19 protein-coding genes are annotated in these 25309 nt (G+C 41.0%); 6 read left to right on the top strand and 13 right to left on the bottom strand.

Annotated elements, in window-relative coordinates; translation table 11 throughout:
- Positions 1 to 139: 139 nt before the first annotated feature.
- From EIP89_RS10825 to uvrB, 5 genes are all read right to left on the bottom strand, one after another.
- A complete protein-coding gene (locus tag EIP89_RS10825; protein ID WP_124398703.1) occupies positions 140 to 3514 on the bottom strand; it encodes a T9SS type A sorting domain-containing protein in 3375 nt (1124 codons plus the stop codon).
- A gap of 38 nt (positions 3515 to 3552) precedes the next feature.
- On the bottom strand, positions 3553 to 4089 hold the full coding sequence (locus tag EIP89_RS10830; RefSeq protein WP_124398704.1) for a hypothetical protein: 537 nt from the start codon (positions 4087 to 4089) through the stop codon (positions 3553 to 3555).
- Between the two features lie 178 nt (positions 4090 to 4267).
- Positions 4268 to 6919: a T9SS type A sorting domain-containing protein gene (locus EIP89_RS10835; protein ID WP_124398705.1), complete on the bottom strand. Its 2652-nt coding sequence runs from the start codon at positions 6917 to 6919 to the stop codon at positions 4268 to 4270.
- Positions 6920 to 7083: 164 nt separating this feature from the next.
- Positions 7084 to 8124, bottom strand: coding sequence for a bifunctional diaminohydroxyphosphoribosylaminopyrimidine deaminase/5-amino-6-(5-phosphoribosylamino)uracil reductase RibD (gene ribD, locus EIP89_RS10840; protein ID WP_124398706.1), 1041 nt, complete (start codon positions 8122 to 8124; stop codon positions 7084 to 7086).
- Positions 8124 to 10136, bottom strand: a complete 2013-nt coding sequence (uvrB, locus tag EIP89_RS10845; RefSeq protein WP_124398707.1) for an excinuclease ABC subunit UvrB — start codon at positions 10134 to 10136, stop codon at positions 8124 to 8126. The genes ribD and uvrB overlap by 1 nt, the downstream gene beginning before the upstream one ends.
- Positions 10137 to 10401: 265 nt before the next feature.
- On the opposite strand from uvrB, the gene EIP89_RS10850 reads away from it, so the two are divergent.
- Positions 10402 to 10647, top strand: a complete 246-nt coding sequence (locus tag EIP89_RS10850; RefSeq protein ID WP_124398708.1) for a hypothetical protein — start codon at positions 10402 to 10404, stop codon at positions 10645 to 10647.
- Here EIP89_RS10850 and EIP89_RS10855 read toward each other — a convergent pair.
- The gene (locus EIP89_RS10855) at positions 10644 to 11531 is read right to left on the bottom strand and encodes a hypothetical protein (protein WP_124398709.1); all 888 of its coding nucleotides are present in this window, start codon (positions 11529 to 11531) and stop codon (positions 10644 to 10646) included. The two genes, EIP89_RS10850 and EIP89_RS10855, sit on opposite strands and share 4 nt — an antisense overlap.
- A 4-nt stretch (positions 11532 to 11535) precedes the next feature.
- Complete coding sequence (locus EIP89_RS10860) at positions 11536 to 12756, bottom strand: S-adenosylmethionine:tRNA ribosyltransferase-isomerase (RefSeq protein WP_124398710.1); 1221 nt, start codon at positions 12754 to 12756, stop codon at positions 11536 to 11538.
- Positions 12757 to 12788: 32 nt separating this feature from the next.
- Here EIP89_RS10860 and EIP89_RS10865 point away from each other — a divergent pair, with 32 nt between their 5' ends.
- Both EIP89_RS10865 and EIP89_RS11710 read left to right on the top strand, forming a co-directional pair.
- On the top strand, positions 12789 to 13913 hold the full coding sequence (locus tag EIP89_RS10865) for a glycosyltransferase (RefSeq protein WP_160160594.1): 1125 nt from the start codon (positions 12789 to 12791) through the stop codon (positions 13911 to 13913).
- A gap of 65 nt (positions 13914 to 13978) precedes the next feature.
- Entirely contained in the window at positions 13979 to 14113 is a 135-nt protein-coding gene (locus EIP89_RS11710) for a hypothetical protein (RefSeq protein WP_262607438.1), read from the top strand.
- A 515-nt stretch (positions 14114 to 14628) separates the two neighbouring features.
- On the opposite strand, the gene EIP89_RS10870 is transcribed toward EIP89_RS11710, so the two are convergent.
- The 3 genes from EIP89_RS10870 to alaS are packed head-to-tail and all read right to left on the bottom strand — an operon-like array spanning position 14629 to position 20520.
- Positions 14629 to 16062: a hypothetical protein gene (locus EIP89_RS10870; protein ID WP_124398712.1), complete on the bottom strand. Its 1434-nt coding sequence runs from the start codon at positions 16060 to 16062 to the stop codon at positions 14629 to 14631.
- Positions 16059 to 17867, bottom strand: coding sequence for a bifunctional lysophospholipid acyltransferase family protein/GNAT family N-acetyltransferase (locus tag EIP89_RS10875; RefSeq protein WP_124398713.1), 1809 nt, complete (start codon positions 17865 to 17867; stop codon positions 16059 to 16061). Before EIP89_RS10875 ends, EIP89_RS10870 begins: the two co-directional genes overlap by 4 nt.
- A gap of 37 nt (positions 17868 to 17904) precedes the next feature.
- Positions 17905 to 20520 carry an alanine--tRNA ligase gene (gene alaS / locus EIP89_RS10880; protein WP_124398714.1) on the bottom strand — a complete coding sequence of 872 codons (2616 nt, stop codon included), beginning with the start codon at positions 20518 to 20520 and terminating at the stop codon, positions 17905 to 17907.
- A gap of 132 nt (positions 20521 to 20652) precedes the next feature.
- Between alaS and EIP89_RS10885 the strand changes: the two genes are divergently transcribed.
- From EIP89_RS10885 to EIP89_RS10895, 3 genes are read left to right on the top strand one after another with little or no spacing between them, the layout of a single operon-like run.
- Positions 20653 to 21630 (top strand): M23 family metallopeptidase, encoded by a 978-nt coding sequence (locus EIP89_RS10885; protein WP_124398715.1) that lies wholly within the window; start codon positions 20653 to 20655, stop codon positions 21628 to 21630.
- Complete coding sequence (locus tag EIP89_RS10890) at positions 21630 to 21989, top strand: MerR family transcriptional regulator (protein WP_124398716.1); 360 nt, start codon at positions 21630 to 21632, stop codon at positions 21987 to 21989. Before EIP89_RS10885 ends, EIP89_RS10890 begins: the two co-directional genes overlap by 1 nt.
- An 11-nt stretch (positions 21990 to 22000) precedes the next feature.
- The gene (locus EIP89_RS10895; RefSeq protein ID WP_124398717.1) at positions 22001 to 22693 is read left to right on the top strand and encodes an NUDIX hydrolase; all 693 of its coding nucleotides are present in this window, start codon (positions 22001 to 22003) and stop codon (positions 22691 to 22693) included.
- A gap of 6 nt (positions 22694 to 22699) precedes the next feature.
- Here EIP89_RS10895 and EIP89_RS10900 read toward each other — a convergent pair whose 3' ends face one another.
- The 3 genes from EIP89_RS10900 to EIP89_RS10910 are packed head-to-tail and all read right to left on the bottom strand — an operon-like array spanning position 22700 to position 25151.
- On the bottom strand, positions 22700 to 23773 hold the full coding sequence (locus EIP89_RS10900) for a sensor histidine kinase (RefSeq protein ID WP_245966147.1): 1074 nt from the start codon (positions 23771 to 23773) through the stop codon (positions 22700 to 22702).
- A complete protein-coding gene (locus EIP89_RS10905; protein WP_124398718.1) occupies positions 23774 to 24481 on the bottom strand; it encodes a response regulator transcription factor in 708 nt (235 codons plus the stop codon). It lies immediately after the preceding gene.
- Between the two features lie 10 nt (positions 24482 to 24491).
- A complete protein-coding gene (locus tag EIP89_RS10910; protein WP_124398719.1) occupies positions 24492 to 25151 on the bottom strand; it encodes a hypothetical protein in 660 nt (219 codons plus the stop codon).
- Positions 25152 to 25309 lie beyond the last annotated feature (158 nt).

The raw sequence follows: 25309 nt of genomic DNA on the forward strand, positions 1-25309 counted from the left end.
AAAATCAATTTTTTGAAATATCACTACCAAAAACCTGCTTTAAGTCTAATTCATTTTTTGTAACATTAAATACCATTTAAAAACTGATAAAAAAAAGCTGCCCTCTTTTAGGACAGCTTCTTCTGTAATTACAAAAAGCTTAATTAGTTATTACCACGCTGCCTGTGCGTACTGTGCGCCCTGTAATTACTCGTATATAATAGATTCCTGGACGCAGCACTTTTAAATAATTGAACTGATGAACACCAGCGGACATTTTTTCATACTTAACAGTTTCGATAGTTTGACCAAGTGAATTGATCAATTCAACCCTTACGTTTGTTTCTGCTTCAAGAGAAAATGCATAGGTAAATTGATTCACCGCAGGGTTAGGAAAAATAACAACGTCCCTTTTGCCAGGGTTAACCTGAGTAACGTTGCCAGATGTCTTTTTGAACACAAGGTCAGAAATTTTGAGTTCCACTTGATTATCGACTGTTGAACCTAAAGTGGTGACCCAAACCACCGAAAGCACATCATCAGCAGTAAAAATTCCTTCTTTTTCTGATTTTAAATCATCAAAAGAAACATAGTAATCTGAAACATTAGGTTGAAGCGTAATGATGGTGCGGAATTGGTCAACCCATTTTGAAATTCCTCGCTTTACCACTACCACTTGTACTTTGGTGGGCTGCTTTACTTGAGCTTTGAAACTAAATCCGGAGTATTCAGAAACGTTCATAGGTCGGTAGGCACCGGGCAACAATACGCGATATACAGAGAAGTATTCCTTAACCCTTGCAGAAGCCACCGCCGATCTTTCAAAGGCTAAGCCATCTTTGGTGAGTTCGGTGGTTTGAGGGAGTGCTTCAAATTGTACATTATCAGCAGACGTAATTTCATAATCTACTCCCCAAGCACCATCAGCTACATAAATTTGATCGAGGCCAGAGGTTGCGTTGTTGGCAATGCTAAAACCAGCATCAAAGGTGTATCCGATTGGGAAAACAAAATCAACCACTAACTGACCTGTTGGCAAGGGTAGATCATCAAACACTGGCAGATGTTTCTCAGTTTCAGTAGCTGCAGCAAGCCCTCTAAAGGTCACTCGGATTGCATTTGAAGTGTTGCGCACTTTCAGGTGCAATTTGCCATTCTTGTAAAATCCACTTTCCACAAATACAGTAGGTATGGCCGCCGGGCGTTTGTTTAAGAAAGTAACAGTGCCTTCAGATCTTGCAAGGTTAATTATCGATTCAACCATTTGAATCGTGTAATGCGGTGATACGGACCAGACTTGCATATTAAAGACCCGATGACCGGCTTTTGGCTCGTATTCAGCCAAATTCCATTTGTTGTCGATGGTAAAATTGCCGTTTTCATCGATGTACATCACAAAGGTGATGTTGTAATCAATCTCCCCGTTTTCCTGCTCCAGTAGCGCCATCAAGAAGGGGTGACCTGCAGCGCTTACAACTCTAATTTCTGGCATACGGGCACCGGTAAGGCGATCACACACCACTTTTGTGTGGTCATACACTTTACCCACAGGCGATTCTAGAGCTAAGATGGAACCGAGGCGATACTTATCTTTAAAGTAATCGACTGAATAAACATCTATTGCGTTAGTAATGCCGATAAGATCGCCGGGAGTTACGACTTTTCCTATAGAATTGTCAGGTCCGGCTACAGGTGTTACATCAGCGAGAGTTAATGTACCGCGTGCGGCCATTGCAGTGCCTACAGTACCAGCTGCTGGCAACGCTTCTATTTGTTCGTAGTAAAGGTATTTACCATCGCGCAGACGTTGCATATTGCGCTGAGCAAGCAATTGAGATAGACCTCCAACGGACTCTATACCGCCTCCACCACCACTTGAAGAGGAAGCAACAGTGATGTTGACTGATGCTGAATTATTTGTGAGGTCGTTATCGATTTGATCAAATGTAATACAAGAAGCCGAAACAGTTCCTGTAGAATTAACGGTATACACCAGAGAAAGAGTAGCTGAAGCTCCCGGTGCTAATGATGGCACTGTCCAACTGGAACCAGAATACGTGCCCGAAGAAGGAGTAGCTGACACAAACACAAAACCTCCCGGTTGTGCTACAGTCAAATCAATATTTGTAAGATAGCCATTTGTAAAGACCCAAGGAGCAGAGGTGTTGTTTGTAATGGTAATTGTGATAGTTACATTGTCACCTATGTTGGGATTTACATTCGAGGCTGCTATTTGTACATCTAAATCCTGAGGACAGTAAGCAGTTGAAGCATTTGCCACAGCGGTATTGGATTGAACGGTCCAAGAGGCTGATCCCCCCACGTATTGAATATCAAATACATGATTGTTCGTTCCGGGATTAAAGGTGGTAGGTTGAGCGTTTAAAGCTGTTCCTGAAAAAGTATTTAAAGGACCAGCGGGGATGGTAACAGGCGATGAACCTGTACTTGTGTACCCAAAGTTACCCACAAGTGATGTGGGTGTATTGTTCCATTTACAATGACAAATAGGATTTATTACAGCAGTGGGTGTGTAGGGGATAACTGGTACTGCAGGCGAAAATTCTGAAGTTCCATCAGCACCAGTGGCGGTAGTTGTAAGTGAATCACCAACGGCAAAAGCTGTGGTCGGAAGGATCACATAAAATCTGTCCACATTGGTTCCTGTCCCTACATTTTTTCCATTCACAATACCACTGTAGCTTCCAGTAGTATTGTCGAGATCGGCTGGAGAACCTTCAATAAAGATCGCCACGTATAACTCACCTTGAGCATTGAAACCACCTGGATAGTTATGTGCCTTAAAGATCTCAACCGTTTGACCTGCACGTACAAATTCCTTGAGATGCAGGTTTGCACCATCAAATTCGGCACTTTCAATTACTGGGAAGTTATTTAAGTTATTTCCTCCGTTGTTGCCGGGTGGCACATCGCTGTTAAGTGTAACATAAGGTGGTATTCCTTTTAAATTATTACCCCCAGTGGCAATTAAGTCAATACCTATTGCATTGGTCTTAGAATTTGGCCCCATCGTATAATTGCCGTTGTCGCGAATTCGGTTTTGAGATATCACATTACCTTTAGTAGGCACTGGTGAGCTGAAAGCCGCCACGTGAAATCCATTACCATAATTTTCAAAGACATTATTATACCTGAAAATGCTGTTTTGACCCCATACTCTAAAACCATTGGTTTCTATATTAAGTTGTCCATTATGATTAGAAGTATTGCATTCGAATAGATGATTTCCCTCTGCCTGATGTGTATCAAATCCGTTACCTCCGTTGTAATGAGATAGATTGTATCTGACAGTGAAATTTTTTGTGTTAAAAGCAACATCTAAACCATCTGTTACTCCGTAAATTCTACCGTTTGAATAAAATTCATTGTATTCAACCAAGCCATTTTGACATTCATATCCAAAAAATGCACCCATGCCACCACAATGGGCAATGACATTGTGATGAATGTGATGATTACTACCAGCTATTGCAAATATTCCACCTCCATTTGTGCGGATGGGTGTAGCTGGCATCAAAATAGATGTTCCGCTACTGCTAATATCAGCGCCAATCAGGCAGTGAGAAATTTCACCGTTGCTCGCGCCCCATTGATAGTATATGCAATGGTCGCATTGTCAAATGAATTTCCAAAACCAGTAATGTGAAGTCCCTTGAACTTAACCCCATTTGCATTAACACTAAAACCAGTAGGAATTGAACTGTTTCCTACCACACTTATATCAGGTCGCTTTATTACAGGGGAAAACTTTGCCGGAGTACAAACGCCCGTTTGTTGATTCGAGCCTATCAGCACATTATTGGCCTGAGGCTGAGTTGTGCCGTCGATCAATAGGTTGTTTCGGGTAATCTGTGGCAATGCACTATTGATCGTAATCGTGAAAACTCCCAATACGGGATTAAAATTTGGATCTGTAGTAGGAATATTAAAATGGATAGCCGTGTAAGCAGGATTGGAATTAGCATCGATAATTGCCTGTCTTAGAGAGCCTGGCCCTGCATCATTGGTATTGGTGACCAATGCTATGGGCTGACTAAAAGACATTATGCCCGTTAGGATTAATAAAATAAGAAAGTATAAACGGTTCATCTTAAAATAGTTTCGTAATTTGGTAACAAAAAGTAAACCTGTAAAACAATTTTGTCAAAAAATCTTCTAAAAACTGTAAATTAATTTATAACGTAAAGTGTTTGAACGAATTTTATAGGATGATGAATTGCCTTTCCTTCCAAAAATTGGAAAAAATTGTATCTTTTTGGGAATTAGTTTAAAAAGGCTTAAGGTCTAAATTAGGATAGCTGTTTTTCAATATGAAGTAACTTTCCTTCAATCGCTCATTATACGGCCAAGCCTTGTCCCAGCGAGGCCACAACATGCGCTTTTCTGTAGATCGGCTGCACAACTTCCAATTGTCGAAGATTTGAACCTGAAAACCGTCAGTTATACGCGTCTCTCTCTCTTTAGTACCTCTATCGTCGTCCAATACTTCTTGATTGGAGGGATCTACTACATTGAGATACGTCCAAGGAATTCGAACGAGAATTTCTTTGTTTTTAAAAAATACAGCATCTTTTGAAGTCGGTGTGTCTAAAGGATTAGAATACAGATAAAAATTCAATACTCCCACTGAGTCGATATCGATGTATTCCTTCCATCCATTGGTGTAACGAACCACGTTCCAGGGCTCTCCGTCGGTAATCGTTGAACGATACTTTTGAGTCGGCTCAGAATATCCGTGATAAATGCCATACGTGTCGTAAGACTCTGTTATGTACAAGAGCGGCCTTGTAGTGTTTATATTTAACAGAAACTCTGAACGGGAGTCGAGCTTAAAGCCATTTTTTGCAGTACTCTCACCTAAGAACCGATCATATGTATCGATGGCAACCCAAATCGAATCGTTGGAGTTAATGTCTCTTTTAAGTTTTAATTGGATGTAAAAAAAGGCCGGATCATAGGAAAATTTGGCTTTATCAATCCAACAATTCACCGAAAGCTCAGGCCATATTTTGAAATTGGGAGTATCCGTCTGAAAGGAAATAAAGCCAAAATTTTCTTCAGCACTAACGACATTCCACCAGAGCGATCTTCGAGCATAGGTCGAGCCAATTGGATTGGTGTACCACATTGTTTTGAACCACTCATCCATCAAGGCAAAAAGGTAGCCTCCGGCACAACGCGTTTGATGAATGTTTTTGATCAAACGGATGTTATAAATACCTTGTTGCTTCTCTGTATGACCTCCGTGGTGCATACCCGAATGGGCATAATGCGCATTACCCCACGAAGAGGGAACTCCGTATTCACCCAATAGCAAAGGCTTTTTACCGTAATAATTCTTCAAAGTGGTCAAATACCCCAGGTAAGAGTTTGGCCCATAACTATCTGAAAAAGTGCGGTACAAACTGTCGTCGTTTATGAAGTCGGGGTAATACGGGTAGGCGTGGTAAGAAGCGAAGTAGCCGCCGTTAGGAGCGACAACCTTTAATTTCGAAAGATCTACTTGAGTCCAATCTTCACTGCTGATCGGATAAGGTGGTTCGGAGGGGTGTGTAAGTGGATCAAGTGTTGGCCAACTTGACTGAGAGAGGGGCACACTTTTGTTATAGCGACTTTTTTGATAATCCATAAAAAAATCCAGACGTCTAGCCCACCATACCTCCGAAGGACTTGCGCTGTCGATCGAAAAAAACTTGCCGTTATAGAAAGTTAAATTTGGATTTTGATGCAACATCAAACTATCTGTATAAATAATCTCATCGGGATATACCTCTCGACCAATGATGTACCCCATAATCCAATCCGAAACATCTAAATTGTAGGTGCCAAAAGCTCTGCCCTGACGCTCTCCAATTACTCGATTGCCATGCATGCAATCTAATACTTCAGCTATGGCCGAATCAAAAAGAGCAGAAGATTCATAAAGATTGGGCGACGACAGTTCTTCGTCAAGCCAAACCCCCTGCATTAGCCATAGAGGTCTTTCAAAGTGCTCTCGATTGAATTCATCTAAAACTTCATAAAAACGCGGATAGTGAAGCGTGTAAGTGCGAATGGAATTAAAACCTGCTTCCCATATCAATGTCAACCAGCGTCGATATTCTTCCTTAGTCGCTGCTAGATTTCCTGGATTTGTGCCTGGGGTAGAAATTCCAAGACATATGCCATTTATAAATATCGGCTCATAGGTATTATCAGCTTTACGAATTGCTAGATAATGATCAACCGTACGAAAGGGCAATGTATCTTCCTTAAATAAAACCCAATGATGGGTTGATTTACCTTGTGGGATGAATTTTGGATTTTGGTATTTTTTGTATCCTGGTGCCTCAACGGTGACTTGGTAGGTGGCAACCACAGTCTCCAGAAGCACCTCCGGGTCGAGATTCCCAGCAACTGTACCACTTGAAGGAGCATTGGTAAGTCTGAGTACTTTTTTTGCTACAGTAGTCTTACCAGAAGTAATTTGCATAATATACATACCCTCAGGCATTTCAGCGCCTTTTTCGTCTAGACCGTCCCATGTGATGTAATTGTAACCTTCAGAAAGTGGTGCATTGTAAAGAATGCGTACAATCTGACCATTTCGATTGATGATTGATACGGTTGCCCGCACTGATCGAAGTGCATAAACTATAAAATTGGTCTCGCGACTAAAGGGATTTGGAAAAACATCAAAAACTAAAAAGGATCGATTTTCACTCTCTTTTTCAAAAAAAGGTAAATTCAATTGATAAAATCCATTGGCATCGGTCCGTGCCGTAAAGGTTTTTCCGGAAGATAGTGAGGTAAACTGCAAACTTGCATTTGGTATTGGCTGAGCCCATTTATTGCGCACATAGCCTTGAATTATCTGAGCGCTTACATTCACGCATAGAGAGGTGACAACTACAATTGACGCCCATATAATTTTTTTCATTCCAACAAGTTTGTAACAAAATTATCAAAAAATATTCCCTGTGAGCTCAGAAATCTTGGAGAACTCCTGACAATATCCTACAAAACTCTGAATTTTAAATACTTAAAATTCAGCAACCACCTGTGAATAAAATTTGGAATCAATCCAGAATTTGGAAGTTAAAGTTATTTTTTGAAGATAAAAACGGTGTCTCTTCCAGAGGTAAAATTGCTTCTGTAGTAATTCCAGAGTGAGTCTTTTGAAGGTCCTGACACTCCAGCTGTTAATGGGTTGGGCGATTTAATTAACCAAGCTTCATCCCATAGACCTTGGCGTATAAAAGAGTTTAGTACCTTTGTACCTCCCTCTACCTGTAGGCTTTGGATGTTTTTTGTATAAAGAATCTTCAACAGATCATTTAGCCAAAGCCAGTCAGAGTCCATCTTTACAGCAATATCGCCTGAAAGTGCAAAGTTTTCATCCACAATTCGTAAAGCAGGATCTGAAGAAGTAAAAATTCTAAGATTATCAGGCAACTTTCGATAGCGATCAATCACAAACTTTTGAGGATCAGGACCGGCCACAAGGCGCGTGGTAAGTGAAGGATCATCTGAAAGTGCAGTTGCAGAACCAATCAAAATGGCTTGCAAAGAGGCTCGTAGCTGGTGAGTTAACCTTAGCGATTGTGGACTACTTATTACAAATGGATGAGTGCTTTCTTTCTTTACAGGTGCTACTAATCCATCAGCCGATTCTGCCCACTTAAGGTGAATATAAGGACGCTTTTTGGTATGAAAAGTAAAAAAATGTCGGTTTACTTCCCAACCTTTTTGTTCTTCTACTCCCGTAATTACTTCGACACCATGTGATTGAAGCATTCTAATACCACTGCCTGCTACTATTGGATTGGGATCGAGGTTTGAAACAACAACTTTTGGGATTTTTTTTTCTAAAATCAATAAGGAACACGGCGGTGTGCGGCCGTAATGAGAACAAGGTTCGAGATTGACGTAGAGGGTTGATTTGGTCAAAAGGCTTTCATCTTTCACAGAGCGTACGGCCATCACTTCTGCGTGAGGCTCACCGGGTTGCCTATGCCAACCCTCGCCAATGATTTTTCCGTTGTGTACAATCACAGCACCAACCATGGGATTAGGTCGAGCGGTAAAACTGCCGTGTAGGGCAAGTTGGAAACATCGATGCATGTAGATTGAATGCTCTTCCATTAGGCGCGCGACATTTCTTTAAGTTTGGCTTCGAGCGAGAGCATTTTGTCGCGCAATTGGGCAGCCGTTATAAAATCAAGTGCTTTAGCCGCCTGCTCCATTTCTTTGCGAGTCTTATCAATCTGCTTGCGCAAGGCTTCAGGTGTTATCAGGAATTCTGCTTCAGGCTCTGCCACAGCAAATACACTATCGGTCTCTGCTGCTTTAGGAGTACGTGATGCGATAGGCAGATGCGTATCGAGGGATTTCTGCAGCACTTTGGGAACGATTCCATGTTGAGCGTTATACTCGCTTTGGATTGCCCTACGGCGGTTTGTTTCGTCTATAGTGCGCTGCATGCTCTCTGTGATGGTGTCAGCATACATGATGGCCATGCCGTTCGGATGCCGGGCTGCTCGTCCGATGGTTTGGACTAATGATCGCTCATTTCGAAGAAAGCCCTCCTTGTCAGCATCCAATATCGCCACTAGTGAAACCTCAGGCAAATCAAGACCTTCGCGCAAGAGGTTAACCCCAATGAGCACATCAAAAAGACCCATCCTCAGGTCTCGCAATATTTCAACACGTTCGAGCGTATCCACGTCTGAGTGGATATAGCGGCAGCGAATTCCGTAGCGAGAAAAATATTTGTAAAGCTCTTCAGCCATTCGTTTGGTTAGGGTAGTCACAAGTACGCGCTCATCGAGTTCTACCCGTTTTTGAATTTCATCCATCAGATCGTCTATCTGATTAACAGTCGGTCTAACCTCGATGATAGGATCAAGCATTCCAGTCGGACGAATGAGTTGCTCTACGATTACACCTCCTGAGGCCTTTAATTCATATTCGCCTGGTGTAGCACTAACGAATATAACTTGATTGATCAGCGATTCGAACTCCTCAAAACGCAAAGGTCGGTTGTCGAGGGCTGCTGGTAATCGAAAACCGTATTCCACCAAAGTTTCCTTGCGACTTCGGTCACCACCATACATGGCACGCACCTGAGGTATAGTTACGTGGCTTTCATCTACGATTAACAACCAATCTTTCGGAAAATAATCAATCAAACAGAAGGGGCGAGTACCCGGGGCCCTGCCATCCAGATAGCGAGAATAGTTCTCAATGCCACTGCAGTAGCCAAGCTCTTTGATCATCTCAAGGTCAAAGTTGGTGCGCTCTTCCAATCTCTTGGCTTCCAAAGGCTTGCCTTGTTTTAAAAAGAAGTCAATTTGCTTTACCAGGTCATCCTGGATCTGGCGAATGGCCTCTTGTAACCTGACCGGTGAGGTCATAAAGATATTGGCTGGATAGATGCGCACGCGTTCAAACTCGGAAAGAATTGTCCCATCCACAGGGTCAATCTCCTCAAGCAGCTCAATTTCATTGCCCCAAAAGTGGATGCGAATGGCATAGTCGCTGTACGCTGGAAAGATGTCAACGACATCGCCCTTTACGCGAAATCTCCCTCTTGCAAATTCATGGGTTGTACGGCTATAGAGAGAGCTGACAAAGAGATGTAAAAGTTTTGTGCGCGAAATAGCCTGCCCTTTGTGCAATTCAATGACTCCTTTACTGAATTCCTCAGGATTTCCGATACCATAAAGGCAGCTCACCGAAGCTACTACTAACACATCCCTACGTCCACTGAGCAAAGCCGAAGTAGTACTCAGCCGAAGTTTTTCAATCTCTTCATTAATCGATAGGTCCTTCTCAATATAGGTATTCGTTGTAGGAATATATGCTTCAGGCTGATAGTAATCGTAGTATGAAACGAAATATTCTACCGAATTTTTAGGAAAGAATTGCTTAAACTCTCCAAAGAGTTGAGCCGCAAGGGTTTTGTTGTGACTGAGAACTAATGTTGGCCTTTGTACTTGTGCGATAACATTGGCCATTGTAAATGTCTTACCCGAGCCCGTGACGCCCAGTAAAGTCTGAGCCCTCTCACCCCGCATTATGCCTTCGACAAGCTGACGAATGGCCTCGGGCTGATCACCAGTAGGCTTATATGGCGCCTCAAGTTGAAAATTCATCTTATTGACAAGTAAAAGTATGCAAAACTACAAGGAAAATATAGGTAAAATTGTAACGAAGCTCAGGCTAGTTGTGATTGAATTAAACCCAATTTTAAAACTCTCGAGATTCACACAAGGTTTTTTGAAAATTCGTTAGAAATTAAATTTTAAACATTTTTAGAAAGAATTTTAGCGGTTTTCGTAAGATTTGATTTCCACTTCACTAATTGACACACAGCCAAAAAAGCTGTGGTAGCGTATTTTGTATCAAAGGCTTGCCAAAATGAGTCAACAAAAAGAATCCTATTATCAAAAAAACAAAGAAAAAATTTTGTCAAAACTGAAAGAAAAGTATCAAAACGACGAGAATTATCGAGAAAAAATTAAGGCAAAATACAGAGAATTATATCACACAAATGAAGAATACAGAGAGAAAGTTCTCAAGCGTGCAAAAAAGCGCTATCACGAAGACGAAAACTATAGAAATATGACGCTCGAAAGGGCAAAAAACAGAAATAAAAAAACTTAAATTTTATCAAAAAGCTTTTCGAGATCTTTAATAGGTATTCTATATAAAAACGGTTTGTTTTTCTTGTTTTTTTCATTTGAAATATAAAGAAATTTTTCACCTAAAGCTATCGACTCAAACTGTTTCCACATGCCGAGGTCAATAGACTTTATTTTTTTGAATTCTTTTATCGTTGTTAAAAATAATTTGTCGTAACCCAATAAAAGAATTTTATCTTCACTCAATCGGTCTGCACCAGCAATCCAATGCAACTCCATTAATCCCAACCCTGTAAATAGCGAATCATCTGGAAACAATCTATGGTTTCCTTCTTCAATCGGTATTCGATATACATAAGCTTTGCCATCGAAGGGGTCTGTTCGATTTTTTGTGACTAAAATGAGTGAATTGTTGTAATAAAAAAGAGCCTCAGCATCGAAATATCTCTTCGATTTTTCGGGTGTAAAATGTGGCTGATTGCCATAAAAAAAGCAAATGGTTTCTATGGGCTGAACAGAATCGGGAAACTGAATAAGGTCCCTCTTTGAAATTTTATAAATAGCTAAAGTTTCTCGTTTATTAGAATTATTGCCAATATCACCGATAAAAATATTTCCTTCTTGGTCTTCAGCCAATTCCTCCCAATCAATATTTTCAGCTCCTTTTACCCAAATTTTTTTAACAATTACACATCGTGTATTTATTGCATAAAGAATTGGATCGTTTCCGCTATCATTAATGAGCCACAAAAGCGTATCACCCCACGCAACCATTCCTGAATTTTCGTTGAGCGCTTTGGGAAGTTTACATACTGGCTCTAATTCTACGCGCTGACTAAGACCTGTAAGTGCAGTGAAGGTTAGAAAGATTTGAATGAGCACATTTTTAAATTGAAGAACCGGCATATTGCTACTTTTTGACAAATAATAAACTGCTGTCGCCATAACTGAGAAAGCGATAACCATGAGCTAAAGCATGGTCGTAAATCTTGCACCACTCACCGCCAGTAACGGCTGAAACTAAGAGCAGCAAGGTGCTCGAAGGCTGGTGAAAGTTTGTAACCAAAGCATCTACCGAACGTATTTGATAGCCTGGAGCGATGATTAGGTGCGTTTTTAATTTTATTCCTGAATCGATTTTGTGGAGATCAAAAACTTTTAGAAGCTGTTCGATAGACTGCTCAAATGCGATGTCTTTTGGATAGGTAAAGCCGCACCATTGATCGAGATCGTGTATGGAGAGATCGCCTTCAAGCATAGTGCGTACGCCGAGATAATAGATACTTTCTAAGGTTCGAAGGCTTGTGGTACCTACGGCTATGCGTTGCTTTCTTTGTAACAGTGACTCCAGCAGTTCGCGCGTTATCTCGATATACTCACCATGCATTTGATGCTGGGCGATGTACTCTGACTTGACTGGTGCAAAGGTGCCTGCCCCTACATGCAAGGTCAAAAAGTTGAGTGCTACATCCTTTTTCCTCAGCGATTCAAAAACGCGCTCTGTAAAGTGGAGACCGGCCGTAGGCGCTGCTACCGAACCCTCTCTGCGGGCGTAGATGGTCTGGTATCTACTTCGATCGATGGCCTCATCTTCTCGCTTGATGTATGGAGGCAGCGGCACATGGCCTGCTAATTCGAGTATTTCAGCAAAGGTGATGTCGGCACTCCACGTAAAGTGCACTAAAAACACATCGTTTTGTCTACCTGCTTTTTCGGCGTAAAGCATAATATCGCCACGAGAGTGCGGAATTCGCATGGTCAATTCCTGATCTTTCCATCGCTTTGCGCGGCCTACCATGCACTTCATCACAACGGAGTTTTTGCTGGTGAGTGCCGAAGCAAGCTCAAGTCCATCCGCCGGCTCTAAACAAAAAATTTCTACATGCTTTTCATCCGAATCGTGTATTTTAAAAAAAAGTCTTGTAAATACTACTTTAGATTGATTGAAGTACATGGATGCACCATCCGGCAAAAACTCACTTAGCTGGTTGAAGACCGCATCGGTAATCATTCCATCTTTGTAAACCAACAGTTTAGATTGATCTCTTTCTTCGAGTGGATAAGCTGCTATGCGTTCAGCCGGCAGTTCGTAGTCAAAATCAGAAATCCGAATTTCAGGTATTAAACTCATCCTTACACACGTAAACTTGCATGCGCAAAAGTATGACCCGCCAAAAGACCATCATTGTATCGGCTACAAGCGACCTAACCACCGACCAACGCGTGCACAAAACCTGCATGGAACTGCAGCATGCGGGCTACAGGGTAGTATGCGTGGGTCGAAGACTTAAAAGTAGTCTTGCTATCACTAGACCGTACAAAGTTGTTCGCTTTCGATTACCAGCTGAGCGAGGTATCTTCTTTTACGCGAGTTATCAGATTTGGTTGTTTTTATATCTCCTTACCCATCGCGCCGACGGTCTTTGGTCAAATGACCTCGACACCTTACTGCCAAACTGGCTTATTTCGAAGGTAAAAGATATTCCCCTTGCTTACGACAGCCATGAGTACTACTGCGGCAGTCCAGAAGTACTCTATCGACCGCTCCGCTACAAGGTGTGGAAATCTTTAGAAAACTTCCTCTTGCCTCGACTTTCAAACATTCTAACAGTAAATGCATCGATTGCAAGAATATACAGCGATGAGTATGGTGTAAATACGACTTATGTGCGCAACATTAGTCCCTTACCGACAGACATCCCAAAGATCAAAAGAACCAAACTGGGTTACACACCTCAAGATTTCGTATTGATAGCTCAAGGACGCGGCCTAAATGTCGGGCGTGGCCTCGAAGAGTTGCTAGAGGCATTTCCTCTCCTTCCTACCAACGTCAAACTTTTAATTATCGGCTCTGGCAATGCCCTCGAAGCCATCTTAAAAAAAATACAATTCCTACACCTTCATGAGCGAGTAAAACACCTTCAGCCCCTACCCTATGCTGAAATGCTCGGTTACACCCGAATAGCTGATGCCGGCATCTCTCTCGACAAGACCGACGCTCCAAACTACCTCTATAGCTTGCCGAATAAAATTTTTGATTTTATACACTGTAGCATACCCATTTTAGGTAGCCAAGCCATAGAAGTAAAATACCTTATCGAACATTATCAAATCGGCGAAATAATTGAAAGTCATCGACCTGAAGACATAGCTTCAGCTGTAAACGCTTTGATGCAAAAGGGAAAATCTTACTATCTGCCGGGCCTTCAAAAAGCCTCTGCAGAGCTGCGTTGGGAGGTGGAAGTCAAAAAACTTAGAGATTTCATCGCTAAAAATTTTAGTCACTAATACTTCATTTGCAGTAGTTTATTCTTTGGTGATTCCTTAAATCAATTGTAGGAAATTTTTAAAAAATGAAAAAATCTTTTGTTTTTACAGCTTTTCTAGCTCTTCTTTTGTCAATTAGAAACGATTCGCATACCCAAAAGGTGATAGCCTATTATCCCTTTAACGGAAACGCAAACGACGAATTAAGCGCTGGCAAGTAACGGAACGGGGAAGGGTGCTACATTAACCACCGATCGATTTGGTAATCCCAACAGTGCTTACCCCTTCAATGGAAAATTAGACATCATTCAATCTGCAGATAATTCGGTTGTTTCTTTTAAGGAAGAAGAAAGTTTTGCCATTAGTTTTTGGTTTAAAACGGAAGGAAAAAAGAAATACATGATTCCATAATCTACTGGTGTACAGGTTTTTAAAACAGGAATTTTTACTTCTGTAAATTATTCTTTTGGAGGAAAAAAAGGATGTATTGCTTTCGGTATAGGAAATAGCGCAAAAAATGTAATCAATGCTGTACTTAGTGGTGGCTTGCTTCAAAATCAAAATACCGAACTAAACATTAGGCAAGCGGGCTTCGATGCCATGCCCGGCCATCCCTTTTTGGTAGGTGCCAGTGAATCGGGTTTAGATCAGTATTTCGAGGGTATCATTGACGATGTCGTTATTTTAAAATGTGCTGTAAGCCCTCAACAAATTCGAGAGCTAATTGAGAATGCGTTTAAGTTACAGTAGCTTTTTGAAGGCCAAGTCTGTTTCGAAGCATTGAAATCATCACAGGCTGAAACTTTTCGAGCACTTCGCACTGCTGAGCGATTCGCTGACGTCGCAAGGGGTCATCGAGCAGTTGTGATGCAGCTGCTTCCATAGCGTCAAGAGCTTTTTCTTCGCTTATGTATCCTTCCATAAATTCAGCCAATGTGATGTACCAGCTCATCGTGGGCAAGTAATTGGGCTTTTGGCGATACTGGGCTTCAAGCTGCTTAATCTTGTATTTGCCCACCACATACAGCAATCGACCAAATTTTTCTTGCATAACCAATGCCCGAAAAAATCCGGCAAAAAACAAGTGCCATCGAGTAGCCATTACTTCTTTGATAGCTGTATTTAGGTAGTTTTCAGCAAATTCCTCAGCCTGCTTATACCTTTTTAGATCAATCAGAATGTGAATATACTGAGCTATAAAGCTGATTTTATTGTACATCTGCGTGGTGTGGCGCATTTCGTCAAAGGCTGAGAGCATCAGCTTATGCGCCTCTTGATAACGACCAGCACGCGACAGTACAGCGCTCATATTTGTGACGTAAAACAGGTAGTCTGACGTTTTTTGCTTGAGCGAGAGCCAGCCATATCTCAGGGCTTCTTCGATTTGGTTGAGCCTTGAGTGTAGTAGCAATCGATTTGCATAATAGTTAGAGAGAACTCGCCTACCGGGATAGTACGGTATCAAAAAGGCTTCCCTGAAATACTCCATGTGTTCGAGCATTTGCTGGTATTGGCCTTTGTTTAAGTAGTAAAACCACAGTCGTACCGAAGCCGAGTAGCGATTATGCCCATCGAGTCGGTGATCTTGAGAAATTTTGAGCAAAGTGTCGGCCATTGAGCTATCGGCTACCTCTTTGAGTTCAAATTCCCCAATAATTTTTTCCGTAAGCTGTGGCAGAACAGTTTCTACATCGATGTTGAGCTGATAATTGGATTCAAACTCTTTAAGATACTTCTCTACTTCGGGCAACACTTTTTTTCTGAAACGTATCAGCAGAAAGTCCCTTAGTTTTTGAAACATTCGGTAGTATTCTCTAAAATAATAGGTCTCTGGATGGGCTTCTGCTAATAAGGCTAACAGTTTGCCCTCATCGATGGGTGTTACGTCGTCTTTTAAAATTTTTTCAGTAAAAAAATGAATTTCCGTGATCTGATGATCGATGTCGCTTACTAAGAGTATTTGTTCAATTTTTTTCTTCAGTAGGCTGTACTTGCGTTTGTCGATTGCTGGGTCAAAAGAAAAGTAACCCTGTTGAACTCCCTGCCGAGCCTGCAAGAGTATTTTTTGTATATCAGTATCAGCCGTTTTAACTTTTTGAGCTACATACTCAATCTCTTCTTGGGTGAGAGATGAGATGTACGTTGTGAAGATTTTTAGCTTCAGCTTCATTCAGTAGCTTCCGGATTGTTCTGTGCGCGATTAGCGGCTGCTTCCAGCTCTTCGAGCACCGGCTGAATGGTTTGTGAAGGAAGGTCGTTAATATCGATGTACATAAAGCCATCCAACGAGTTGTTGAACTTCGGATCCACATTAAAGGCTACGACCTTTGCATTTTGCTTGATGTATTTTTTCAATAGCACAGGTACACGGGTATTTCCAGGTTCAAGGTCTTCGATGAATTTATCGAGCTTGTTGAGATCGTCTTTAGCCTTTGAGAGTACAAATTCTTTTTCCCGTTCGTCTATTTTTACTTTATATGCTTTGCGCGGTTTGATATACTTAGCGAGTTTTTTATCGAGGTAATTGAGTTTTATAAATTCGATCATCAGCGTTTTTGAGAATTTGCTGTATGAATTGCTGATACTCACACAGCCTGTGAGATAGCGATGACCGGGATTGCGCAGTATTACGTGTACGATTCCTTTCCACAGCAAAAAGAGCGGTAGAGGCTTAGCTTGGTATTCTTTGATCACAAAGGCGCGCCCCATCTCAATACCTTGTGAGAAGAGATGCTCAGCCTGCGGCTCGATTTTGAAAAGCGTTGGCACATAAAAGCCTTTCAGCCCAAATTTCGGATAGATGTTTTGTCCAATTCCCAGTCTGTAGGCCCCCACGAGTTGCTTTGCCTCACTATCCCACAAGATCAAGTGTGTGTAATATTGATCAAACTCGTCGAGGTCGATTTCGGCGTTGCTGCCCTCACCTACTTCTCGAAAAGTAACCTCTCGAAGCCGGCCAATTTCATGTAGAAGATAAGGACACTCATCACCGAGAAATTCAAAGACTTCGTAATTTTTGGTCTCTGTGAGTTTTTTGCCCTTTGAACGCAGATAGTCAATCTCTTCCAACACCTTTGAGATGGGTGCGGGTGCCACGATAGGCTTTATGCCTTTTTTTACAAGGGGATTTACTGGCAGTTTAATTATTGACTTTTTAGGCGGTAAGGTGCTCGCAAGCATGTAAGTGCGAGTTCGCAAGAAAGAACTCAACGATTCAACATCAGGATACTCGTCGATTTCTGCGGGCTGAATCGGCTTGCCAATACGCACCAAAATAGGCTTTTTCTTCTGAGTAAAAAGCTCGCTTGGCAACTTGGCTGTGCGCAACATGGGGTGAATAGAGGCGAGCAGATAAAACCAAAAAGAGTTTCTGGCTTTGAAGTACACTGGTACTACGGGTACTTTCATTTTCTTGATGAGCTTTATAGCTCCCTCTTCCCACTCTTTGTCCAGAATCTTACCTGCTTCAAAGTGATAAGTGCTCACCTCACCAGCTGGAAACATTCCCAGCGGGTGCCCATTTTTTAGGTGGTTTATGGCGTCTTTAATGCCGGGCACACTGCTCTTACCCACTACATCAGCATCAAAGGGATTTACCGGCATTATAAAATCGCTTATTGGCTCAATTTTTTTGAGAAGAAAATTTGCAATTACCTTAAAATCAGGCCTCACAAGCGATACGAGTTTTATCAGAATTACCCCATCAATGCCCCCAAGAGGGTGATTGGCAATGACGATAAAAGGACCTGACTTTGGGAAACGACTTAACTCCTCCTGATAATAATCAAATTGTACATCGATTTCTTCAAAGAGTCGGTCAATGAACTCCACCCCTTTGTGATCTGAGAGCTTTTCATAAATCTGGTTGATGTCGTCGATTTTAAGGATTTTCATCATAAGGCCGGCCATTCGCTTGAGACCTATTTTGTCTAAATTGGTGGCCTTGGCAAAATCGTCCTTTTCTACGAGTTTCATGGGTGTGTTGAGTTCAGAAAGTTCAAAGATAAAAATTTCACTGGGCTGAGCCTTTGGTTAGTTTTTCGCGGGCAACCTTAAGGGCAGTTTCCAATCCATGGGGGTCAGAACCACCGGCAGTAGCAAAGTGCGGCTGTCCACCGCCACCACCTCGTATGAAAGAGGCTACTTCCTTCACTATTGCACCGGCGTTAATACCCATTTTAACAGCATCGTCGCCTACGGCTATAGCAATTCCTGGCTTGTCGGCAGCTACATAGCCCAGTGCAAAGCATCCTTTGGGGAATCTCTGTTTAAGCCTGAAAGCTAAATCTTTTACTTGAGCCGAGTCTAAAGGAACCCTTTCCGCCAATATCGGGGTATCTAATCGTTCTACCTCGCCTGAGAGTTTTTCAAATAGATGCTCAACCTCCAGTCGTGCGTAGTTTTCTACTTTTTTCTGAAGGGTATGACGCTCTTCTAAAATATTTTGAAGAGCTGTAGCTGGATCTTTAGGATGTTTCAAAAGCCCCTTCAATGCTGTTAAGAGAATATTTTGATCACGATATTCTTTTAAAAATCCAAATCCAGTAACAGCCTCTATACGTCGTACACCGGCTGCAATAGCTGTTTCTTGAGTGATTTTTAATAAGCCGATAGCGCCTGTAGACGCTACATGGGTTCCTCCGCACAGCTCAACTGATGGCCCGAATTTGATGGCGCGAACGCGTTCGCCATATTTCTCGCCAAAGAGCGCAATGGCTCCCATCTCGAGAGCAGCTTCCATCTCTATTTCACGATATTCGTCGAGGGGAATGTTGTCGAGAATTAACTGATTGACAAGGTCTTCTACTTTCTCGAGCTCTTCATCATTCATTTTGGCAAAGTGGGAAAAGTCAAACCTCAAATAGTCGGGAGCCACTAGGGAGCCTTTTTGCTCTACGTGTGTTCCCAGCACTTTGCGCAGGGCGTAGTGTAGCAAATGTGTAGCAGAGTGATTTCGCGCTGTGGCTTTGCGCTTTTCTACATTCACTACGGCCTTTACGGGTAAGGTAATATCTTGGGGCAAGCTGCGGGTTAAGTGCAGAATGATGCCGTTTTCCTTTTTAGTGTCATACACTTCAATGCGCTCATCGCCAAAATAGAGCACTCCCGTGTCGCCAACCTGTCCGCCTCCTTCGGGATAAAAAGGTGTATCTACCAGTGCAATTTGGTAAAAGGTCTTGTCTTTGGCCTCTACTTTTCTAAAGCGAGCTACTTCCGTTTCGAGCTCAGTAGTGTCATAGCCCACGAAGCGATCACCACCATTGCGAATCTCGACCCAATCGCCTGCCAATAGCTCAGCTGCAGCACGCGACCTTTCTTTCTGTCGCTGCATCTCGCGGTTAAAACCCTCTTGATCAGCACTGTACCCGCGTTCGCGTAGAATGAGCGTCGTAAGGTCAAGTGGAAAGCCATAGGTGTCGTACAATTCGAAGAGCTTTTCGCCATCTACCACTTTGCCTTGTGTGTTTCGTATGACTTCTTCCAAACGGTTTAGTCCACTGTCAATGGTTTTGATAAAGGTTTGCTCCTCTTCGCGAATAACTCTTGCTACAAACTGAGCTGACTCTCTTATTTCGGGAAAGAAATCTCCCATTTCAGCAGCAAGCACATCTACCAAGGTGTATATGAAAGGAGACTGAATGTTTAAAGAGGAGTACGCGTAGCGAATGGCTCTGCGAAGGATTCGGCGAATCACATAGCCCGCTCCCGTATTAGAGGGCAATTGACCGTCAGCTATAGCAAAGGCTACTGCCCGCACGTGGTCAGCAATCACGCGCATAGCGATGTCGGTCTTTTCATTGCTCTTATAAGCTATGCCAGTGTGTTGTTCGATTTTTTTAATGAGAGGTTGAAAAATGTCAGTGTCGTAATTTGAAGTTTTCCCCTGCAAAGCCATGGTAAGACGCTCGAATCCCATGCCCGTATCTACATGCTGAGCAGGAAGTTTCTCTAAAGAACCATTTGCCTTGCGATTAAACTCCATAAACACAAGGTTCCATATCTCAATCACTTGCGGATGCCCTGTATTTACGAGCTCTTTTCCGTCTAATGCTTTGCGCGCTTCGTCAGGCCGCAAGTCGATGTGTATTTCGCTACAGGGTCCACAAGGTCCCGTATCTCCCATTTCCCAAAAATTATCTTTTTTGCTGCCCGAGAGAATTCGATCTTTTGCTATGTGAGCGCTCCAATATTCAGCAGCTTCGCGATCGAAGGCCAAGCCTTCGGCCTCATCGCCCCCAAATACGGTGACGTACAATCGATCTTTAGGCAATTTATAGACTTCTGTTAACAATTCCCAAGCCCATTCAATAGCTTCCTTTTTAAAGTAGTCGCCAAACGACCAGTTGCCAAGCATTTCGAACATGGTGTGGTGATAGGTGTCTATACCTACTTCCTCCAAGTCGTTGTGTTTACCGCTCACTCGCAAGCATTTTTGAGAGTTAGCAATGCGAGGATATTTTACAGGCGCGTTGCCCAAGAAGAGGTCTTTAAACTGATTCATCCCCGCGTTGGTAAACATGAGCGTAGGATCGTTTTTAATTACCAACGGGGCTGAGGGCACTATTTTATGACCTTTGGACTCAAAAAATTGAAGAAAGAGCGAACGTATCTCTTTAGATGTAAGCATATTCGTACTAATTTGACAAAATGAGCTGCTAAATCAATCTCACAGATTTCAGACCGGCAAAAATATGCCCGGGGCTTACTCTGATTTGGTATTTTTGCGAGAATAAAGAACCGGTTTCTAACATTTGACTATTTGGCTAAGAAGCACAAATACATTTACGATCCCGTAACCCTCTCTTACAAGCGATTGGAGCCCTCCATTTGGAAGCAGGTGGGCAATGTGCTTCTTTTTCTGCTTTCATCTGGCTTATTTGCTTTTTTATTCCTGTTTTTTTCAAAGTCATTTCTCGTAACTCCACGCGAGAAAGAACTGATGCGCGAAATAGACTATCTGACCCTGAACTACGAACTTCTAAAAAACAAGCTCAATACCCTCGAACAAGCCCTGCTCGATCTCGAAAACCGAGACGACAATATCTACCGGGTAATTTTTGAAGCCGAGCCCATACCGGCCAATCTCCGTCGCAGTTCATTGGCTGGCATCAACCGCTACAAAAATCTAGATGGATATGCAACCTCCGAACTGGTAAAAGAAACAACCCAACGACTTGATAAATTACGAAAGCAAGCCTACATCCAGAGCCGTTCCTACGACGAGGTACTCGAATTGATTAAAAATAAAAACAAACTTTTGGCCTCTATACCAGCAATTCAACCGATAGCAAATAAAAACCTTACAGCCGTTGCCTCAGGTTTCGGAATGCGCATCCATCCGATTTACAAAGTACTCAAAATGCACACAGGTATCGATTTTACTGCACCAATAGGCACTCCAATCTACGCCACTGGCGATGGAGTAGTGATACAAGACAACGGCTTAGGCGGCTCTGGTTATGGACTTTACGTTATTATTTCGCATGGTTTTGGGTATCACACTCTTTATGCACACATGTCAAAGGCTATTGTGAAACCTGGCCAAAAGGTAAAAAGAGGCGATATCATCGGATATGTAGGTAATACCGGTTCATCTACAGGGCCGCATTTGCACTATGAAGTAATCAAAAATGGAGTAAAAGTTGACCCCATTAATTACTTCTTTAACGACCTTACTCCTGAAGAATTTGATCTGATGCTCCGACTGGCTCGCCAAGAAAATCAATCCTTTGACTAATGGATGAGAATGTGCTGAAATACAAACGTTACTTCACTATGGGAGAAGTGACGGAGATGCTTAATGTCAATGCATCATTAATACGATTTTGGCACAAAGAATTTAGCGAGTTTTTGCATCCTAAGACCAACAAGAAGGGCAACAGGCTTTTTACTCCAAAAGATGTAGAAACTCTTCAAAAAATTTATTATCTCGTAAGAGAAAAAGGATACACACTGGAAGGGGCAAAAAAAGAACTTTGCAACAATCAAACTACCAAATCTTCAAATGAAACCATTACCAACACCTCAATAGAAGAAATCAAAGAAAAACTATTAAAGATACGTAGTGAATTACTGCTTCTTAAAGACATTTTATAACCATTAAAAACATGATACAAACAAACAAAGCAGAATATTTCAACGTGGCACTGGCTACTGGAATAGTCTTATTTGGCTTTGATTTAGAGAATCTCAAAATTATGCTCACCCGAAAAAAAGATGATCCATACAAAGGAGCGTGGGTGATACCAAGCCGATACGTAAAAGCTGATGAAAGTCTGGAAGAAAACATAAAAATTTTACTTTTACAGACCATCGAACATGAAGATGTATACCTCGAGCAGCTCAACGCCTTTGCGAAAGTGTACAGAAATCCTATAGGTCGTGTGGTAAATATTCCCTTCTATGGATTAATGCAACTCACAGAAAAAGAACAAAAAAACGCTGAAAAAAACGGCTGTAAGTGGATAAATTATCACGATATTCCACCAATGGCTTTTGATCACAATGAAATCATCGACTATGCAAAAGAACGACTCAAAAGGCGTGTAAAAAGACGTCCGGTTGGTTTTAATTCTCTGCCCAAAGAATTCACACTTACACAACTTCAAACGCTCTACGAACAAGCGCTAAATAAGACTTTCGACAAAAGAAATTTCAGAAAAAAAATATTTAATAGCGAACTTTTGGTCGATACCGGAAAAACGACCATTACGCCTCAAGGAAAAGAAAGCAAGTTGTATAGATTCGACGAAGAAAAGTATGAAAAAATGTCGCTAAAGGGTTATGACTTTTTATTCTAATAAAAATTAGTCAGCTTTGCTAAGCGTGAAGGAAAAAGCACTGCCAATGCCTTCGGCAGAACGAACGTTAATTGACTGCCTGTGCGACTCAATGATGTGTTTCACAATGGCAAGACCCAGGCCGCTACCTCCTGCATCTCTAGACCTGCTTTTATCTACTCGATAAAAGCGTTCAAAAATTCTAGGCAAATCTTCTTGAGGAATGCCCACACCATCATCTGAAATTTCCGTCATTATTTGATCCGGTAATTCGTAAAATGCAACTTCAACAAGTCCTCCTTCAGGTTTTGAATATTTTATGGCATTAATGATCAGATTAATCAGTAACTGTTCAATCCGTTTTTGGTCTGCTTTTACAAGTATTGGTCTATCGTAGTTTTTCTTAAATTTCAATTTAACATTTCTGGCTTTCGCTTTATCAGCAAGTTGGTCAAAAACATCTTTTACAACTTCGTACATATCAAACTTTGAAATTTTTAATTTTAATACACCGCTTTCCAGTTGAGCTATCAAATCAAGATCATTCACGATATTGATCATTCGATCAATGGATTTATTGGTGCGCTTTAAATATTTTTCACATAGTTCAGGATCATTCATTGCACCGTCAAGCAATGTCAAAATATATCCTTGAATATTAAATATCGGCGTTTTTAATTCATGACTGATGTTTCCTAAATATTCCCTGCGATATTTTTCGCGTTCCTTAAGAATTTCGATTTGATTTACTTTATCTTCAGCCCAATCAAAAACCGCTACTTGAGCACTTTTTAGAGAGACGTTTTTTGCAACTTCTTCTTCGGTTTTTTCAAGATTTTTTAACTGATTTATGGCCTTAAAAATCAACAGTACTTTTCTATAAACAAAAAAACGAATCAGTACATAAAAAACGAGATAAAAAAAGATAATGCTACCCACTAAGTAGGTAAAAAGTGAAAGGGCGGGATATGTAAGACTCTTATCGTAAAAGTATAAAATAGACAAAAAAGAGACCACTGATGCTATGACCGATAATAATAAACTTAAACGATTGGGATCGTCTAAGTTTAATTTATCCAGTAGATCGTCTAATTGCCGCAATTAGTCAGAATTTTTATCTGAATATTCAAATTTATATCCTACTCCTTTTATAGTTGAAATAATTTCATCACCGAGCTTTTCACGCAATTTACGAACGTGTACATCGATGGTACGACCACCTACAACTACATCTCTACCCCATACCATGTCGAGTATTTCTTCACGAGTGAATACTTTGTTTGGTTTTGATGCTAAGAGCGACAACAATTCAAATTCTTTGCGTGGAAGTACAACTTTTTTGTTGTTTTTTAATACTTCATATTTTTCTATATCAATTTTCAAATCACCAAAAACAAGACTTTTTTCTTGATTTTCATCCCTTTTAATTCTGCGCAGTAGAGCCTTAATTCGGCTAACAAAAACTTTTGGTTTTATCGGCTTTGTTATATAATCATCAGCACCAGCCTCGAAGCCTGCAATTTGAGAGTAGTCTTCGCTACGAGCGGTTAGAAAAGCAATGATCACATTCGAAAGTTCAGGAATATTCCTGATTTTATCACATGTTTCCATCCCATCCATTCCAGGCATCATCACATCAAGCACTATTAAATCGGGCTTTTCAGCCTTTGCAAGTTTGATTGCTTCTTCGCCATTACTTGCAGTGATAACTATATAGCCTTCTCGTTTCAGATTATAGCTCAATATCTCCAAGATATCAGGCTCATCATCTACCACGAGGATCTTGTATTTAATTTCGCTTGAAGACATATATTTATTATTAATTCAAACTGTCCGTTTTCTTCGTTTCAAAGAATTTTTTTTCATACAATTTCTGACGTTCGTTTTCAAATTCAATCAGTGGATTTTCTCTCTTTGATACCCAAACGCGTTTTTCGGTATCAAAGTAGGTTTCGTCGTCAGGAAATTCAATAATATAGACGTTATCAGGTGTGTTTTTTGTATAATATTTTTCAAGTTTTTTACCATTTACCATATCGATAAATACCTGTTTTGACACCTTTATCAAATCATCGTATGGCATTTTCCAGGTTCTGTAAACCTCTTCGTAATAAATGATGTTTCCATCTTTATCTTTCTTCAATTTACCACCAATTCCCACGTACTTTTCATGAAGACTTGGAGCTATTCTACTGATTTGAAAATAAATAAAACCATCTTTTGATGGATAAAAGAAATCAAGCTTATGACGCTGAGCCAAATGAATATAATATTCATCAAAAGATGGATCAAATTTTATACGATGAGTAGCTTTAGGTGGTAGTTTTCCGGCATAGCGAATGATGGAATATTTAAAAACAGAATCTTCGTATGCATTGAGATGATTTTCAGGTGTAATGTTTAAGGATGATGTATTACACGAAACAAAATTAAAAATGCTGATTGCGAATAGAATTTTCGATAGTGTTTTTAAATTCATGTGTTTTTGTCAAGTTTTTTTTTCTATTCTTAAAAAAAGAAGCTGTCCTAAAAGAGGGCAGCTTTTTTTTATCAGTTTTTAAATGGTATTTAATGTTACAAAAAATGAATTAGACTTAAAGCAGGTTTTTGGTAGTGATATTTCAAAAAATTGATTTT

The sequence above is a fragment of the Thermaurantimonas aggregans genome (assembly GCF_003851885.1).
Lineage (GTDB): Bacteria > Bacteroidota > Bacteroidia > Flavobacteriales > Schleiferiaceae > Thermaurantimonas > Thermaurantimonas aggregans.

Excerpts from the sequence above, each read along its gene's own strand:
- EIP89_RS10825 (WP_124398703.1), bottom strand. The coding sequence starts at position 3,514 with ATGCCAGCTACACCCATCCGCACAAATGGAGGTGGAATATTTGCAATA.
- EIP89_RS10830 (WP_124398704.1), bottom strand. The coding sequence starts at position 4,089 with ATGAACCGTTTATACTTTCTTATTTTATTAATCCTAACGGGCATAATG.
- EIP89_RS10835 (WP_124398705.1), bottom strand. The coding sequence starts at position 6,919 with ATGAAAAAAATTATATGGGCGTCAATTGTAGTTGTCACCTCTCTATGC.
- ribD (WP_124398706.1), bottom strand. The coding sequence starts at position 8,124 with ATGGAAGAGCATTCAATCTACATGCATCGATGTTTCCAACTTGCCCTA.
- uvrB (WP_124398707.1), bottom strand. The coding sequence starts at position 10,136 with ATGAATTTTCAACTTGAGGCGCCATATAAGCCTACTGGTGATCAGCCC.
- EIP89_RS10850 (WP_124398708.1), top strand. The coding sequence starts at position 10,402 with ATGAGTCAACAAAAAGAATCCTATTATCAAAAAAACAAAGAAAAAATT.
- EIP89_RS10855 (WP_124398709.1), bottom strand. The coding sequence starts at position 11,531 with ATGCCGGTTCTTCAATTTAAAAATGTGCTCATTCAAATCTTTCTAACC.
- EIP89_RS10860 (WP_124398710.1), bottom strand. The coding sequence starts at position 12,756 with ATGAGTTTAATACCTGAAATTCGGATTTCTGATTTTGACTACGAACTG.
- EIP89_RS10865 (WP_160160594.1), top strand. The coding sequence starts at position 12,789 with ATGACCCGCCAAAAGACCATCATTGTATCGGCTACAAGCGACCTAACC.
- EIP89_RS11710 (WP_262607438.1), top strand. The coding sequence starts at position 13,979 with ATGAAAAAATCTTTTGTTTTTACAGCTTTTCTAGCTCTTCTTTTGTCA.
- EIP89_RS10870 (WP_124398712.1), bottom strand. The coding sequence starts at position 16,062 with ATGAAGCTGAAGCTAAAAATCTTCACAACGTACATCTCATCTCTCACC.
- EIP89_RS10875 (WP_124398713.1), bottom strand. The coding sequence starts at position 17,867 with ATGAAACTCGTAGAAAAGGACGATTTTGCCAAGGCCACCAATTTAGAC.
- alaS (WP_124398714.1), bottom strand. The coding sequence starts at position 20,520 with ATGCTTACATCTAAAGAGATACGTTCGCTCTTTCTTCAATTTTTTGAG.
- EIP89_RS10890 (WP_124398716.1), top strand. The coding sequence starts at position 21,630 with ATGGATGAGAATGTGCTGAAATACAAACGTTACTTCACTATGGGAGAA.
- EIP89_RS10895 (WP_124398717.1), top strand. The coding sequence starts at position 22,001 with ATGATACAAACAAACAAAGCAGAATATTTCAACGTGGCACTGGCTACT.
- EIP89_RS10905 (WP_124398718.1), bottom strand. The coding sequence starts at position 24,481 with ATGTCTTCAAGCGAAATTAAATACAAGATCCTCGTGGTAGATGATGAG.
- EIP89_RS10910 (WP_124398719.1), bottom strand. The coding sequence starts at position 25,151 with ATGAATTTAAAAACACTATCGAAAATTCTATTCGCAATCAGCATTTTT.